Source organism: Paenibacillus sp. 1182 (assembly GCF_017833915.1).
GTDB lineage: Bacteria > Bacillota > Bacilli > Paenibacillales > Paenibacillaceae > Paenibacillus > Paenibacillus polymyxa_D.
The window spans coordinates 373332-389455 of sequence record NZ_JAFICR010000001.1 but is presented as its reverse complement, the minus strand read 5'-3'; the positions used below and the strand labels follow the sequence as shown (position 1 = coordinate 389455).

The 16124-nt window shown below is 45.1% G+C and carries 16 protein-coding genes; 1 reads left to right on the top strand and 15 read right to left on the bottom strand.

Translation table 11 applies throughout. The annotated features are described in order from the left end of the window. Positions 1 to 3: 3 nt before the first annotated feature. The 11 genes from JOD82_RS01940 to metH all read right to left on the bottom strand — a co-directional run bounded on the left by JOD82_RS01940 (position 4) and on the right by metH (position 12768). Positions 4 to 990, bottom strand: coding sequence for an SAF domain-containing protein (locus JOD82_RS01940; RefSeq protein WP_029517425.1), 987 nt, complete (start codon positions 988 to 990; stop codon positions 4 to 6). A 40-nt stretch (positions 991 to 1030) separates the two neighbouring features. After that, positions 1031 to 2524 carry a serine/threonine-protein kinase gene (locus JOD82_RS01935; RefSeq protein WP_029517424.1) on the bottom strand — a complete coding sequence of 498 codons (1494 nt, stop codon included), beginning with the start codon at positions 2522 to 2524 and terminating at the stop codon, positions 1031 to 1033. A 179-nt stretch (positions 2525 to 2703) separates the two neighbouring features. Further along, positions 2704 to 3762, bottom strand: a complete 1059-nt coding sequence (locus JOD82_RS01930; protein ID WP_029517423.1) for a 23S rRNA (cytidine(2498)-2'-O)-methyltransferase RlmM — start codon at positions 3760 to 3762, stop codon at positions 2704 to 2706. Positions 3763 to 3784: 22 nt separating this feature from the next. Next, positions 3785 to 4558, bottom strand: a complete 774-nt coding sequence (locus JOD82_RS01925) for an ABC transporter ATP-binding protein (RefSeq protein ID WP_029517422.1) — start codon at positions 4556 to 4558, stop codon at positions 3785 to 3787. Next, on the bottom strand, positions 4555 to 4869 hold the full coding sequence (locus JOD82_RS01920) for a thioredoxin family protein (RefSeq protein ID WP_029517421.1): 315 nt from the start codon (positions 4867 to 4869) through the stop codon (positions 4555 to 4557). The genes JOD82_RS01925 and JOD82_RS01920 overlap by 4 nt, the downstream gene beginning before the upstream one ends. Next, positions 4866 to 5204, bottom strand: a complete 339-nt coding sequence (locus JOD82_RS01915; RefSeq protein WP_029517420.1) for a cyclic-phosphate processing receiver domain-containing protein — start codon at positions 5202 to 5204, stop codon at positions 4866 to 4868. Before JOD82_RS01915 ends, JOD82_RS01920 begins: the two co-directional genes overlap by 4 nt. A 71-nt stretch (positions 5205 to 5275) precedes the next feature. Further along, entirely contained in the window at positions 5276 to 6124 is an 849-nt protein-coding gene (locus JOD82_RS01910; protein ID WP_185156338.1) for a deoxyribonuclease IV, read from the bottom strand. Beyond that, positions 6114 to 6932 carry an Fpg/Nei family DNA glycosylase gene (locus tag JOD82_RS01905; protein ID WP_025724124.1) on the bottom strand — a complete coding sequence of 273 codons (819 nt, stop codon included), beginning with the start codon at positions 6930 to 6932 and terminating at the stop codon, positions 6114 to 6116. Before JOD82_RS01905 ends, JOD82_RS01910 begins: the two co-directional genes overlap by 11 nt. A 73-nt stretch (positions 6933 to 7005) precedes the next feature. Beyond that, positions 7006 to 7854: a TIGR01457 family HAD-type hydrolase gene (locus JOD82_RS01900; RefSeq protein WP_081317588.1), complete on the bottom strand. Its 849-nt coding sequence runs from the start codon at positions 7852 to 7854 to the stop codon at positions 7006 to 7008. 464 nt (positions 7855 to 8318) lie between these two features. Further along, the gene (gene rnz / locus JOD82_RS01895; RefSeq protein ID WP_029517417.1) at positions 8319 to 9248 is read right to left on the bottom strand and encodes a ribonuclease Z; all 930 of its coding nucleotides are present in this window, start codon (positions 9246 to 9248) and stop codon (positions 8319 to 8321) included. 79 nt (positions 9249 to 9327) lie between these two features. Beyond that, positions 9328 to 12768 carry a methionine synthase gene (gene metH, locus JOD82_RS01890; protein ID WP_209947428.1) on the bottom strand — a complete coding sequence of 1147 codons (3441 nt, stop codon included), beginning with the start codon at positions 12766 to 12768 and terminating at the stop codon, positions 9328 to 9330. A gap of 281 nt (positions 12769 to 13049) precedes the next feature. Here metH and JOD82_RS01885 point away from each other — a divergent pair, with 281 nt between their 5' ends. Then, positions 13050 to 13592, top strand: coding sequence for a 1,2-dihydroxy-3-keto-5-methylthiopentene dioxygenase (locus tag JOD82_RS01885; RefSeq protein WP_209947426.1), 543 nt, complete (start codon positions 13050 to 13052; stop codon positions 13590 to 13592). Positions 13593 to 13692: 100 nt separating this feature from the next. Here JOD82_RS01885 and JOD82_RS01880 read toward each other — a convergent pair whose 3' ends face one another. The 4 genes from JOD82_RS01880 to JOD82_RS01865 form a co-directional block, all read right to left on the bottom strand. Then, complete coding sequence (locus JOD82_RS01880) at positions 13693 to 14487, bottom strand: HAD family hydrolase (protein ID WP_029517414.1); 795 nt, start codon at positions 14485 to 14487, stop codon at positions 13693 to 13695. Positions 14488 to 14641: 154 nt separating this feature from the next. Next, entirely contained in the window at positions 14642 to 15151 is a 510-nt protein-coding gene (locus JOD82_RS01875) for a hypothetical protein (RefSeq protein ID WP_209947424.1), read from the bottom strand. A 120-nt stretch (positions 15152 to 15271) separates the two neighbouring features. Beyond that, a complete protein-coding gene (locus JOD82_RS01870; protein ID WP_029517413.1) occupies positions 15272 to 15478 on the bottom strand; it encodes a DUF896 domain-containing protein in 207 nt (68 codons plus the stop codon). Positions 15479 to 15586: 108 nt separating this feature from the next. After that, complete coding sequence (locus JOD82_RS01865) at positions 15587 to 15955, bottom strand: LysM peptidoglycan-binding domain-containing protein (protein WP_209947523.1); 369 nt, start codon at positions 15953 to 15955, stop codon at positions 15587 to 15589. Positions 15956 to 16124: the final 169 nt, after the last annotated feature.

The following is a 16124-nucleotide window of genomic DNA, read 5'->3' as shown; positions in this document are numbered from 1 at the left end:
CATTTATTTGGCATACGGGTCAGAGCTTCCACCCTGCGTCAGAATCTTTGTTTGTTCTTGATGATCCTGCTCATTCTCATATTCATTTCTTGTAACATCAATCCCGCTTGTTGGGTTTTCTATAGTAGCACCCGCATGTTGAGCTGCAATTTCCTCACTCAGACTTCTTTCCACAGGTGTTGAAATTACACTGTTTGATGAACTAATTGCATTTTCAAGGGAATCCCGCAGCTGCTTAGACAGCTTTTGTTCAGCAATGTGTATCAAATTCGGATCACTATTCATTAACGCTAACACCTGCGCGTTAGGTGGATAGGTCGGGATTGCCTTAGGCTGAAATTGGGGATCGACATACGTCAGAGCATAAATGGATGCTTTATGCAGATAGGCATCAACAATCGCGCTCGAAAGCGATAATATTTCCTGCTCATTCAAAGTGACCCAGACAATTGGACCTTCCAGTCGGGAAATCTTCTTTTTGGATAATAGAATGTAATCCTGACCTGTTGGAAATTGTATGCGGATATCTACTTCGTCCCCCGACTTTAGACTGTTGGGTAGTACCACCACCTTTAGCTCACGGTTGCGTAAATCTTTAGGTGTGGGTTCATCAGCAGTAATCATAGACGATGTAAGCACAGATCCTTTTTTAAGCTCAATCTTGGCTGTGGTTCCGGAAACTTCACTTTTATTTGCCAGCAAATTTGATGGAGCCTGAGAACCGGGAACTTTAATTCCCTTCAAATCATTAGATGCAATCTGTTCACCTGGAGAAATATCACGGACAACCGCCCAGCCTTTTTTCGCGGTTCGTTGCTCTTGTTCATACACTTTCCATTTCAGTTCTGCCTCTACCTCAGCCTGTTTCCTAACCTCATTCATTTGATGGATATTAACCATAAGGTAGCCGGCAAAGATAATGCCAACAATCCCAGCGCCAATGCAACCGGCATACAGTTTTTGTTTACTGCTTTTTCTTAGCTTGGACACACAACTTCTCCCCTGCCTCTTTTTGATATATACTTTCTATTTAGCGCCGTCGCTTAAGGAATGCGAAGCGTCTTCTCCGGGTGTCTGGAATAACTCCGCGAAACAGCTCGTCCAGCACCTGATCCATCTCATCATCCCGTTCGAAGGGGTCTGAGTGGAACGGTAGAGCAAATACTTTATCGTGATCCAGCTCCTTACGAAGCCTGCGAACCGCCTCCGAAGTTGCCAATGGCAAGCAGTAATTCCATTTGTGCTGTGGGTGGCGCTGAAGAGATCGGGTTAGCCCTGCTATATCCTGAACCCTCCATTCGGCCCCTGAGCCAACGACGAGCGGATAATCGGCTCTCAAGAATTCTTCCAGACGTTCATTATCCTGCCCACTCCCCAGGTCCAGTACGATAAATCTGTAAGAACCACCCAACAAAGAAATGACATCCGCACGCGATGTTTGTCGCCAGTAATGTACTCCATCGACTTCAAAACGCCGACTTGAACTCATTTGTCCAACGGATGTGCCTTCTACGACTTCTTGAAGTCGGGCAAATGCTTTGGCTGTGCTGTGCAGCTCAACCAAAGCTACGGAGCGGGATCTTCGAGCCAGATAGTGGCTCACCATAATTGCTGTATGCGTAGCACCGGAGCCGGCAGAGACACCCAGTACAGCCACTACCCTTGTACCTGCATAATCCATTGAGGCATCATTAACGGATATTCCTTGTTGAGCAGGTTGAAAATCAGCACTGCGACGCAGTTCTCCAATGACCTCCCCGGCGGATTGAAATCGTTCCTTAGGATTCTCACGCAGCAGTTTTCGAATTACTGGAATCAAATGACGAGACAATTCCCCGCGTATATATCCTTCTACTCCCGCAGTCCACTCGCTATATTTGCCTCCTGTACAGAGATACAATAGCAGCGCTCCCAAACTGTATAAGTCTGAACGAGCATCCGTCTGACCTGCTCCATATTGCTCCGGGGCAGCGAAGCCCACTGTGCCCAGCTTTACCGTATCTTGATCCAGCTCAGCCTTGTAGCTCCTCGCTATTCCAAAATCAATCAGTATAAATTCCATTTCCGGTGTCAGCATAATATTCGTTGGTTTCAGATCCCGGTAAATGACTGGTGGTTGACGGGTATGCAAATAATCCAACACATCCAGTACCTGCAAAGCGAATGGGACGATTTGCTCCTGTGGAATATAGCCTTGGTAACCCTTCATATATGCTTCCAGCGTAATTCCTTCGATGTAATCCATAACCAGGTATACCGCACCAGATGGGGGATGCTCAAAAAAATCAACAATTCTTGGTAAACGTGGATGGCTTAGTGAAATCAGCATCTCTGCCTCCGTGCGTACAAGCTTCATCACTTGTGGCTCGGCAACCGACTCCTTCACTGCCCATTGCTTGCCTGGCAGTTTTAAATCCTCTGCCATGAACACGCGGCTCATTCCTCCCGAACCCAATGTGCGCACAATACGGTAACGCTCACCAACAATTGATCCGAATTCCAACTGTGATGGTTGCTTCATTATTCTCCTACCTCCTTTCTTAAGCAAACAACGCAAAAAAGGGAAAGCTGCCGCAAAATCAAATTTCCATGTCGCCATGAAAACCGTTTCGCGGGATGCTTTCCCTTGATTTAAACATCATTATTATTTTTAAGGAACAATTTGGATTTATTATATAGCACACCTGTATCTATTGTAAAGTGTTATTTTCCATACTTAATCATGTACAGGGTAATCTCATCTCGATTATGGAATAGCTGCTTAGCTCGCTGAATCTGCATGCCGGACTCCTCAAATGAAGCAATTACATCATGAATGAGCGCCAAGGGCTTTTTATGCATTAGCTTGACCGTAACGATAGCAGTACCACCACTTCGCAAACTATATAGTAAATCAGTAACAAGCCTTGCCATTTGCTTAGGACTCCAGCTCATATCACAAACCAGCAGATCGAACGAATTCTCTTTAAATTTTACTTCACTTGCATTTTTACGCAAAAAAGTCAGATTGGCGTACTTCATCAGTGATGGCTCCATCTTTGCCGGATCAACCGCAGTAACTTTCAGTCCCCGCTCCAGTAAGAAGGAAGTCCATCCACCCGGTGCTGCCCCAATATCCAGTCCCTGATGGAAAGCGCCAAAATCTATGCCGAACGTTACTTCTGCTTCCAATAGCTTGAATTTGGCACGGGAAATTTGTCCGTCTTCTTTCTGAAAACGAACCGCACCTCCGCTCCAATCCGATAGGTTGTCCTCAGGACGTGATACACCTGCATACCACGTATCTGTATCTGCAAAAACGGACACAATAACATCGGCGCCTTGTACTGTTTGCTCCATAGGTAGATCACTTAATTGTTCACTCAAAGCCTGCTTAAGTGCACCTGCGCTTTCAGTCCAGCTGCTATTAGATCCTTTGCGCACCTGTAAAGAAACACGTTGATCCATCAGTTCCTTGCGGTTACGGATGAATGCAACCAGACGCTCCTGCACCTGAACCAGATCCGTTCCTTCTTCCTGAAAATGAACAGGAAACAAGTGACGTAAAAACATCGGCGGCTGACCTGTAATTGTCCTCACTGTCTCAATTTCTTCCGCAGGTAATGTAGCCAGAAAAATTTCACCAGGTAAAAGCATCGTACTTTTCACAGAGCCAAATATTCTTCTAAGCTCCTCTTGAGCATAGGGTGCAAAACCGTGATTGGCCGTACAAATAAATCTTGATGATGACAAAGTAGATTCACTTTGTTCATCTGTACTCATATATAGTTCCTCCAAAATAACATTACCCTCCAGCGCACACCCGAATCCAGGGACGTTCTCCATCCCAATCCAGCTCAACCGAAACTTCATATGTGTGCATAATCAATTCTTTCGTTAAAACTTCTTTTTTCGGTCCAGCTGCTGCAACCTTACCATCACGAATCAATGCAACATGTGTAAATAGGGGGACAATCTCCTCAATGTGATGAGTCACATAGACCACTGATAAGTCCCGCTTGCGGAGCCGATCAATCTCGACCAGCATTTTTTCCCGCTCAAATAGATCCAACCCAGCACAAGGCTCGTCCATAATTAGCAGACGGGGTTCCGCCATCAGTGAGCGGGCCAACATCACCTTTTTACGTTCTCCTTGAGATAACGTCCCCAGCGGATGATGAATCAAGTCACCTAAATTCATACCCTCCAGCAAAGATATGGCCTTTTCTTTTGCCTCTGTTGGAATTTCCTGATAAAAGCGCAAAAAAGCATACGCACCTGTAGCGACTACTTCCCAAACTGGATCTTTTAGCGCCAGCTTTTCCAATAAGGTCTGACTGATATATCCGATCTGCTTGCGGACCTCCCGCACATCACATTGACCATACATTTGCCCAAGCACTTCAACCGTACCACGACTTGGAAACATATACCCTGTCATCATTTCCAGCAAAGTTGTTTTACCGGAACCATTGCGACCCAGAATAGCCCAATGTTGACCTTCTCGTATATCCAGGCTTACATCGTCCAATATCCGTCTTTCTTCCCGCTGCAACGTAATGCTCTTCATGGATATCATTCCATCACGCTCCTTATTTTGCTCAGCAAGTGTTCTACAGATTCCATTTTGTAGATGATTTCAGGATTATTGTTTTCACCATTATATATAAGAAGCGCGGGAACGCTGGATATCCGGTACTCCTGTACCAGTTCAGGAATATAGTTAATGTTGCTCTGCACCACTGCTCCTTCGGGGAGCAAATGCTCTGCTACCTCCAGCATCTTACGGGCAGCCGCGCATGTTCCGCACATGGGAGTGTACACAAACAAAGCCAGCTTGCATCCCTCCCATATGGCACGGCGCGCGTCTTTTTGTCCGATCTCTTTCATTGTTCAGACCCTTTTCTGATCTCTCGCATACGCTCCTCGGGTATGGGCCCATTATGCACGGTGACTCCCTCTGGCTTATTCGCATAGAGCAGCTCATACATGGCTCGCCGCCCCTCTGGACTGGAGGAATGCAAGTAAATTTCACGCGGATATAACCGTTTCCCTGCGATAGCAGCAGCCACATCTTTTCCCGTGGGTTGACCTGAACCCAAATCATAATCTAGCGATAGTATCGTAATAGGATATTCATGAAGCAGCAGCAGACACTCTTCCGCATCTCTTGCCAGCTTAAAGCCCGGAGGACAAGGCCGATAATCGTCCATAAACAAATACATCAACTTCTCCTCCTTTTCCCATATATGCAAGCTCACATGCCTCAAAGATAGTTATTATCAATCAGATTGATTTACTCCCAGCTTAGAATCATTTGAATATCCTCCTGATGTGTTCCATCAGGTCCCGTCTCACTCTCCAAAACGATAGGAATGCCTCTTACAGCCTCCTGATCTGTCATCCAGCGCATGCCCTCAGTACCAATGTAACCTTGCCCCACACGAGCGTGTCTGTCTTTTTTAGAGCCATACGGGTATTTAGAATCGTTCAAGTGAACTCCGCATAGAGCTGACCAATAGCCGAGACGGTTTCCTTTATCAATCAAAGCCTCGTCCATTCCACCGTTCCACAATCCTGCTGCATACGCATGACAAGTGTCCAAGCAAAAGCCGATACTGTCAGGATACCGGCACAACTGACGGATTTGCACCATTTCCTCAAGCGTGGTTCCCATAGGTCCATGATCCCCCGCCTGATTTTCAATCAATATTTTAGCATTTCCCTGCCAGCCTTCCAGCACATCATTAAAACAGTTAATGATGTTACGATAGCCCTCTAGAGGGTCTAACGAATGCATGTGACCAAAATGAACGACAATCCCTTTTGACCCACAGGCTTCAGCAATATCCAGATCATTGCGTAATGAAGCAATCGTCAGCTCATAAAGTTCCTGACCACGCTCAGACCCATGAGCCGGATTAACGGGATATGGCGAATGAGCAATGGATTGAAGCTGGTGCTCTACACAGTAAGCGTTGCAAGCAGCAGCATCAGTAGCACTCCATTCCTTCAGTCTCAGACTACGAGGATTTTTCGGGAAATATTGAAATGAACGCCCCTCCTGCTCTCGCGCACGCATAGCGGCTTTGAAAAAGCCACCACGCGTACTCACATGGGAGCCGATGAGCAATTTAGGCATCATGCTGCTGTACCGGGCAATAAAATGCTTTTTTCCCCGCCAGTTCAACCCTTACAATTTTTCCGCCACTTGGAGATTCTTCTCCTTCGCGGTCATATACTCGACACTGATGATCAAATCCACCTGTTAGCGTGTCTCCCTCCATTAGAGGCATTTCCATGTACCCGCCTTCCGCAGTAGCTTCACGTAGTACGGATTGAGTGGCATGGTATAGCTTTTCCACTTTTTCTGGCGACTGCACAATGTTTTGTACTTTGGAACCCGGTGTAAATCCGGCGATATAAGCAATTTCGTCCGAATAACAATTGCCAATACCTGAAAAAATCTGCTGATTCACCAGTGTTGTTTTTAAAATCCCCCGGCGTCCCTTCAGCCGTGCTGTAAACTTTTCCAACGTCATGCGGCGGTCTAACGGGTCAGGTCCCAGGTCTGACAAAGCCTCCTCTGTTTCTTTAGCCGTCAGCAAGTGCAGATAACCTAAGCGCAGTCCGATAAAATAAAGCTTTACTCCACTAAAATCTAATTCGATCTGAACTGTACGATCTGGACGCTGCTCCTCCGTTCCCAGAAATAACAGCCCTCCCAACATCAGATGAAGTACGAGCCGTCCGCCCGTGTTTAAATGAAAAATCAAATGCTTGCCTCGACGCTCTAAATATACAACGGTCGTTCCGAGCAATTGCTTCTCAAACGTTTCCACTTCAGTATTAATGGACTTTTCACGGCTAACCGTCACTCCAGTAATCGGAATGTCCAAAATTTGTTTGGATAATAAGATTCTGTAGTTTTCCATTTCAGGAAGTTCCGGCATATCAACATCTTTCCTTTCGTAGCTACATAGCTTTTAATGCTCGCAAGTTTTCTAAGGCATATACTTTTTTCTATTATCTCAGCTCTTCTTTCATCCAGTCCTGCAATTCAGCGAGATTTTCAAACATCAGGTCAGGTTTTACTCCAACGGTACGCACATGCTCGTCCATATTAGCGCGGGTCGTCACGCCCGACAGGATCAGAGCTGTTTTACAACCTGCTGCTGCACCTGCCGCAATATCTGTAAGCATATTATCGCCCACAACCAGAGCTTCATCCGCCCTAATGTTTAAGCGGTTCAGTGCATAATTCATCAATACGCTTGAAGGCTTACCGATGACAATAGGCTTTACCTGTGAAGCCGCTTCAATTGCTGCTCCAATCGTACCTGCTCCTGGCGTTAGCCCATCATGTGAAGGCAATTGGAGATCCGGGTTTGTCAAAATAAAAGTGGCTCCTTCCCGAATCCAACGCATGGCAGCGGCCAGCGCATCATATGTAAATTGACGATCTATCCCCTGCACCACATAATCAGGATGGTTCTCAACAAGCTGCAAACCGGCTCCTGTGAGTGCATCACGTAATCCTGTCTCACCAATACAATATACACGAGCTCCAGGACTTTGCTGTGCTACATATTGTGCAGCTGCTAACGCCGAAGTATATACTTCATGGCTGGCCGCTTTAATTCCCATACCAACCAAATGCTCAGCCACCGATTCGGGTGTGCGTGAAGCATTGTTTGTAACATAAGCATAAGGTATCTGGTCTGTACGCAATCGGGATATGAACAGATCCGCACCCTTGATCATCCGATTTCCATGATAAAGGGTTCCATCCAGATCAATTAGTAACGATTTTATCGCAATCCCCTCCCCCACTTCAAATCCATTCACATCATAGCATTGAAAATTATAATTCATCCTATGAACGATGTTCTCCTTCTTATTTAACCACCTTAATGATTCAGGTTATAAAATAATCGGCTGTCTCCATTCATCCCATCTATCTTAAGTCAAAAATGCTTATGAAGTCCATGAATTGCTGGTAAACCGTGCAAAATAGCGCCATTCCTCGCTAAAAGCCGTCGCTTTCACATGACATAAGTTCACATCTTCGTCGAAATCCATCGAAGGCGCTATTTCCTCAAAGGAAATCTTCTGTATTTCCTGATCATGCTCAAGACATAAAATCCTTTAAATTCGATATATAGAAACGCGAATATGACATACCTCCATATGTGGTAGAACAAATTCATCCCCACCACCGTGTACGGGTTCTCATCTCTTGTCGCATCCTGCGCTTTCCCGGAAAATAATTTCGGTGAAAAACAAAGGCACCGGAGCAAGCCCCGGTACCCATGCACATATCTTTCTCCAATCGTTTATTAACCGATATCGGGTACCGGTAACAACACATGCTGCTCCGCAAGCAATGAATTGGGAAATATGCTTCGCGCTTCCTCCAGCAATGGCTGAAGCTGCTCCTGATCTTTATACCTAGAACTAAAATGTGTCATGATTAGCTGACCCGCACCTGCGGCTTTTGCAGCCTCCGCTGCCTGAAGCGCCGTACTATGATGATACTCGTACGCTGTATCTGCCAGTTCATGCAGAAAAGTGGCTTCATGAACGACGACAGTTGCATCTTGAGCCAGCACTACCGTATTCGGGCAAGGTCTCGTATCCCCCAAAATCGTGATGATACGCCCCTTTTTCGGCGAACCCAAAACATCCTGAGGGTGCAAAATAACTCCACCCTCTACCTCCACGCTTTCCCCACGCTTTAACTTACCGTACACCGGGCCGGGCTTGATTCCATATCGCTCCAACAGTTCTTGGTTAAGCTTACCGGGCTTATCCATCTCTACAACTCGGTAGCCATAGCTGTCGATCCGATGATCCAGCAAAGCTGACTCTACCCGGAATTGTCCGTCATCAAACAGAACCCCGCCCGTATGCTCCACAATATGTAGTTGGTAATTGATACGCGATTGGCTGATCCCTAAAGATAGCTCGATATATTGCTGGATTCCAGGCGGTCCATATACCGTCAGTGGTGTCGTTCCCCCCTGGTACGCTCTGCTCGACAGCAGCCCCGGCAGACCAAAAAGATGATCCCCATGCAAATGGGTGATAAATATTTTTTCAAGTCTGCTTAGTTTGAGCGGCGAACGCAATACCTCTTGTTGAGTGCCTTCACCGCAGTCGAACAGCCACATGCTTCTTCGTTCTTCCAGCAAACGAAGAGCGATGGACGTTACATTTCGCTGAATCGTAGGCACCCCTGCATTTGTGCCGAGAAAATAAAATTCCATAACATTAACCTTCTTCCTGCTGACCAGCAAAAAACCTCCGAAGCTCGGAGGGTATTTGCTATCCCATCTGATAAAGGTGTTAAACCTTTTCGACGTTAAAATACTGCGCCTGAGGGTGGCTGAACACCATGGCTGATACAGAAGCCTCCGGTTCCATCATAAACCCTTCCGTCAGCTCAACGCCAATATCCTCAGGTTTTAACAACTGGAACAACGGCCCCTGTTCCTCCAGATCTGGACATGCAGGGTAGCCAAAGGATACCCGAATGCCTTGATATCTGGCACCGTGCCGCTGTTTCATTGTCATATCGGCAGGGTCCGGAAAACCCCAGCTATCCCTGATAATATGGTGAAGCCGTTCCGCTAACCCTTCTGCTACTTCGAGTGCTACCGCTTGAAGTGCATGCGAGCGCAGATAATCCCCTTTATCTTTCCACTGGGTAGATATCTGCTGAATCCCATGACCAGCTGTAACGACCATGAAACCCACATAGTCCATAACTCCGGATTCCACTGATTTCAAGAAATCAGCCAGACACAGATAAGGCTCTACCTGCTGGCGCGGAAATGTAAATGTGTGCAGTACCTTGCTCACATCCGACGGATCATAGATCAGAATTTGATTCCCTTGCGACTGCGCTGGAAAGAAACGATACATGGCATGTGCCTGGATGATTCCGTCTGTCACAGCTTCAAACATGATGCTGTCCACGGTTTCCTTCAACTGAATCGCTTTCGGATCTTCCGAAGCCAGCAGCTGCTCAACATTGCCTTTTAAACCAAGATGATGCCCCATTAGCATCTGCATATTCACGTAAGGCAAAATATAATTCAGTGGATAGTTACGCAGTACATGGCGATCCGTATCTGGTGGAATATAGACGGGCAGATCCTGAGCAATGTTAGAGCGCACAGCTCGAGTGAGTTTAGGGAGCGGCTTGGCTTCCACGACGATTGCCGCTTCAGCTTCTCGCTCAGCCTCCATCTCCTCGGCCATTTTTTTACGGGACTCAGGATTCATAAGCTTATTGGCAATATCTAGGCCATCCATAGCATCCTTTGCATAGGCAACCAGACCATCATACTCAGGACGGATACGATTTTTAGTGAACTTACGTGTTAAAGCAGCTCCACCCACCATTATTGGAATATCAATATTCGCATTTTTCAAATCCTGTGCGGTCAGCACCATTTGTTGTGCCGATTTAACAAGCAACCCGGATAAGCCAATCATGTCGGCCTTTTCTTCACGGTAAGTCTCAATAATGCGTTCTGGTGGTACTTTTATACCCAGATTCACAATATGGTAACCATTGTTGGATAGAATAATCTCCACCAGATTCTTACCAATGTCATGCACATCACCTTTGACTGTAGCCAACAAAATCTTACCTTTTACTGAGGATTCATTCTTCTCCATGAACGGCTCTAAATAAGCCACGGACGCCTTCATTACTTCAGCGCTTTGCAGCACCTCTGCTACAATCAATTCGTTATTGTTAAACAGTCGTCCTACTTCCTCCATCCCCTTCATCAGCGGGCCGTTAATAATCTCCAGCGAAGAATATTTCACAAGCGCTTGCTCCAGATCCGGAATGAGTCCCTCCTTACTTCCCTCCACTACGTAGGAAGCCAGTCTTTCTTCGAGCGAAAGGTTTGATATCTTTTCTTTTTTCTCCACTTTCTTGTTACGAAAAGCTGCTACAAAAGCGGATAAAGTATCGTCATTTGTTTTATAGATCAAGTCTTCCGCAAGTTTCCGCTCATGCTCTGGAATGGATGCATAACGCTCAAGCTTCTCAGTGTTTACAATCGCATAGTCCAGACCTGCTTTGGTACATTCATATAAGTAGACGGAATTGAGCACTTCACGACCCGCTTCCGGCAAACCAAAAGAAACGTTACTGATGCCCAAGATAGTATGCACTCCGGGAAGCGCCTCTTTAATAATGCGAATACCCTCAATCGTTTCCTTAGCTGAACCGATATATTGCTCATCACCTGTTCCTACTGGAAATACGAGCGTATCAAAAATTAGATCCTCTGCTGCCAAACCGTAACGGTTCACCAACAGATCATAAGAACGTTTAGCTACCTCAAGCTTATCCTCACGCGAAATAGCCTGTCCGCGTTCATCAATCGTACCAACAACAACAGCGGCGCCGTACTTATGAATAAGAGGAGCCATGTTCTCAAATTTCTCTTCACCATCCTCCAAATTAATGGAGTTAATAATCGCCTTACCTTGCGAATATTGAAGTGCTTTATCAATGACTTTAATATCCGTTGTATCTATCACCAAAGGTACTTTTACCTTGTTTACAACCAGTTTCAAAAACGCTTCCATATCCGTCATTTCATCGCGGTCCGGGTCCTGCACACAAATATCAATGACATGCGCTCCGCTTTTTACCTGAGCACGGGCAATTTCAGACGCCTCTTCATATTTGCCTTCCACAATCAAACGCTTGAATTTGCGGGAGCCCAGAACATTCGTTCGCTCACCAACCATATACGGACGATTGTCCTGTTCAATATATACAGGCTCAATGCCTGATACGGCAGGAGGATGATGACCTACCAGCGGGCGCGGCTCAAACTGCGCCATACTTTCACTCATAACTCGAATATGATCAGGCGTGGTACCACAACATCCCCCAGCAATATTCAGCCAGCCTTTTTCAGCGAAAGCAGCCATTTTACGTGCTAATGAATCAGGCGATTCATGGTATTGACCATTTTCGTCGGGCAAGCCCGCATTTGGATAACAGCTAATAGCTGCAGAGGACATTTCAGACAGAGAGCGAATATGATCACGCATAAACTCTGGACCTGTAGCACAATTCAACCCAATTGAAATTGGATGCAAGTGTTCCAGTGATATGCAAAAGGATTCGATATTTTGTCCAGCCAACGTCGTTCCCATAGGCTCAATCGTGCCTGAAATCATTAGCGGAAGCTCGATACCTGTCTGCTCAAAAGCCTGCCGAATTCCGATACTTCCAGCTTTGACGTTAAGCGTATCCTGTGAGGTTTCCAAAAGGAGTACATCCACGCCGCCTTCAATAAGCGCCAAGGCCTGCTCTTGATAGCTGTCAATCAGCTCAGCAAATGTAACACCACCTGTGACAGACAAGGTTTTCGTGGTTGGGCCCATAGCTCCTACTACAAAGCGAGGCTTGTCCGCAGTGCTGTATTTATCCACCGCGTTACGCGCCAGTTTGGCCGCCACCAGATTAATTTCACGGGCACGTTCCTGTATATCGTAATCCGCCAAAACGACGGATGTTGCTCCAAATGTATTCGTTTCAATTAGGTCTGCCCCAGCCTTCAAGTAGGCTTCATGAATCCCTTGAATGACATCCGGTCTCGTTAAGACCAGCATTTCATTACAGCCCTCCAGCTCTTCCCCACCAAAATCATCGGGGGAAAGGTCTTCCTGTTGAATCATGGTGCCCATGGCCCCATCAAGAAGGAGTATTCTTCGTTGTAATGCATCCTGCAAGCTAACTTTATCCAAATTTCTTCACCCCCGCAAAACGTTAAATCCTAGTTTAGCAGAAACCGTATCATTTAGATAGATTGAAGTAAAAACATACGTTTTATACAGGTTGTTCTTTGTAAAAATGACTTCTCTAATCCATTTTTATAGTTTGTAGCATTTTAGAACGTACTTAACCCTGTATCCTTTAGCTATAGCCATTTGCATTATAAAATGTTGAAATCCTGTATTGTACAACGTTTCAAGACATGGTATTCTTTATATAACATTAATCCAAGTGGAAAAGAGGGAATAAATACATGGCCGAAATCTTAATACGTAATACGAATGAAAGAATTAACGGTGAAGAACAAGTACGTGAATTTCTGGAGAGTCACGAGATATTGTATGAACATTGGGATGCTTCCAAATTGTCCGGGGAGCTGCAAGAGAACTTTACCTTAACAGATGATCAAAAGGCCGCTGTTCTCAAAACATTTGAACCCGAAATCAAGGATTTAGCCGCACGTCGCGGATATAAAATATGGGACGTTATCACTCTATCTGAAGCAACGCCGAATTTGGACGATCTGCTGGCCAAGTTTGAGCAAATTCACACCCATACCGAGGATGAAATCCGTGCCATTGTCGCTGGTAAAGGCATCTTTATCATTAAAGGACCTGAAGAGATCGGCTATTTTAACGTAGAGCTTTCACCGGGGGACGTTATCTCCGTACCCGAAAATATACCTCACTTTTTCACTTTAATGGAGAATCAAAAGATCGTGGCAGTCCGCTTGTTCATTGAAGAAAATGGCTGGATTGCGGAACCGTTCGAAGATCCAACCTTCATTAAAGCATAATTACGAATTTATCCTTGTGTAAATAAAAAACTCCCTCTGCTCTGTGACAATCGAGCGAAGGGAGTTTTCTTAATACTCGTTTCCAAAGACTGTGGATTTCTTACTTTAACGATTGAATAATTCCGTCCAATTCAGACAGATGCTTGATTTGGAACTTCGGCTTGATCTCTGTGGTATTGGTTTTGGCGTTTCGGTTCACCCACACCGAGTGAACACCTGCTGCCAACGCTCCTTGAATATCAGTCGTCAGCTTATCTCCTACCATTAAAGCATGTTCAGGCTCAATACCAAGAAGCCCCAACGCATGCTGGAATATAGACGGATCAGGCTTGCCTCGACCAAATGAACCTGAAATGACCACATGATCAAAGAAAGGAGCTAATTGAGGAACTCCATCCAGTTTCTCCTGTTGTAAATCAGGGGAACCGTTTGTCAATAATAATAGCTTGTATTGTCCCTTCAATTGTTCTAGAATTTCAAACGTTTCTTCATATACATGGGGACGTGCGCGTCTTTCCGAAGCAAATTGGGTAGCCAGCTTTTCCGCCAACTTCTCATTATCTATCCCTAGTTGCTGGAGTCCTCTGCGCCATGATTCCTTTCGATAAACAGGGGCCAACTGTTCCAATTGACGGAATTCAGGTTGCTCACCTGCTGTAAAATTCGCCCACAATCCTTCAAACGGATTAATGCCGATCATTTGAGTAAAACTAAAAGTTTCATAGGATTCATACAAAGCGCGTGCTTCTTTACGTACGGCTTCCTCCAAAGCTTTTGGATCAACACCTGCTTCACGGGAGCCTGTTTGACACGCTGCATCAAATGCCTCTTCTACACTACGTTCATCCCACAAAAGGGTATCATCAAGATCAAACATTACCGCCTGAATCGTCATCTGAATTATCCACTCTCTTTCCACAGTATATGTACGCCTATTTGCTTGATTAAGCATTTGAATCGTTATGTGTGCCCATATTAAGCAAGCGGCCGCAGCATGTTATATGAAATAACATCATACGGCCTTTGTTACAGAGTACAGGCTAAATCAGTTATTTCTTGTCAACCTGTATCTGATTGGATAGCGCAAACTTCTCAAGTCGCTCTGCAATGGCATCCGTGTCATAGCGACCTAATGATTTTGTGAAAATAAAATTACCACCCTTACCTTTTCTTTCAACGGTTACGTAACCCTTTTCAATCTTGATGGCTTTCATGTCCCCAGCGGTCATTGGACGTTCCCTACCACCTTTCAGCATATAGAGAGTATCCTTTCCCACTTTCAGATAAGGACGACGGATAAAAAAGATAACAGCCAGCATCAAGTACAGGCCGAATACAAGCCAATCCATCCCTTGCATACCGGTCTTAGTCAAAAAGTAACTCATAAGCATGTACAATACAGAAAGACCAGCCAGCATAATTGGCACAGTAATGTTACGTCCACGGAAAATATCCATTGCAGAACCTGCGCCGCTAATGGTTTGAATACCTTGCTTTTTGCGCGATTTATTTAAATGCGCTGTGTTTTTGCGTACTTTTCTTTCAAATGATCGGGCCATCTCTCAATTCCTTCCCAGATATATTACATTAAAACAATTGCCTCAAAGCTGATCTATATAGATACCATGAGAGGTACCTAAAACAAAAGGCAAATTGCAGGCTTGGGCGCTTTAACAACATTAATGCTTCAGCCCGTCATTTCCCTTCGATGTATCATCGTCCACAAATTCAATCGTTTCTAGCTGCTGCCGAAAATTACGGCGAATGTTACCTAAATAAATTTCCCGAAGGTTGGCACGTTCTGTGGTTTCCTCTTCTGTTAATCCCTCGGATTTTGCTTTGCGCGCTAATTCATTAATGCGCTGTACCAAGCTGTCTATATCCAAATTGTGTCCCCTCCATAAAAGCAAAGATATAATACACTTTGACATGTAGAAAAGAGCTTGTCAAGGCTCCCGCATTACGCTCCCTGACAAGCTCTAATAGTCTATAGATCATAAGTCAGGAAGCTTGAGTACCTGACCTGCCTGCACTCCCCGATCCTCTAAACCGTTAATCCGCACAATTCCTTCTATATATACCCGTGTATCCATTCGTTCCGGTTTATGATTCGCGGCAATCTGCCACAACGTATCCCCAGGTTGTACTGTCAGTTTAGTCACTTCTTCCTTGGAAGCTGAAGGAGCCGCGAAAACCGTAAGTACACCTGCTCCTGCAATCCAAGCAACAATCATTATAATAAGAAGCTTAAGTAAAAGAGTATGGGTAATAATCTGCATATAACGCGCCCTACCCTCTTTTCGGGTCTCCTGTAAATTTTCTATATTCATTGGAAAAATACTTTGATAGGTGCTATATTTCATCATGGTTGTGTCCTCCAAACGTTTGTTCTTATGTTTTCACAATATAACACGAACGTTTGTTTTGTTCAATAGAAAAGAGAACAAAAGTTCGCAATTATTTTTAGGGATTATTTAGAACTTATGTTTGTACGAACGGAGGTTCTATGCTATAATTTTCCCAAACGTTACT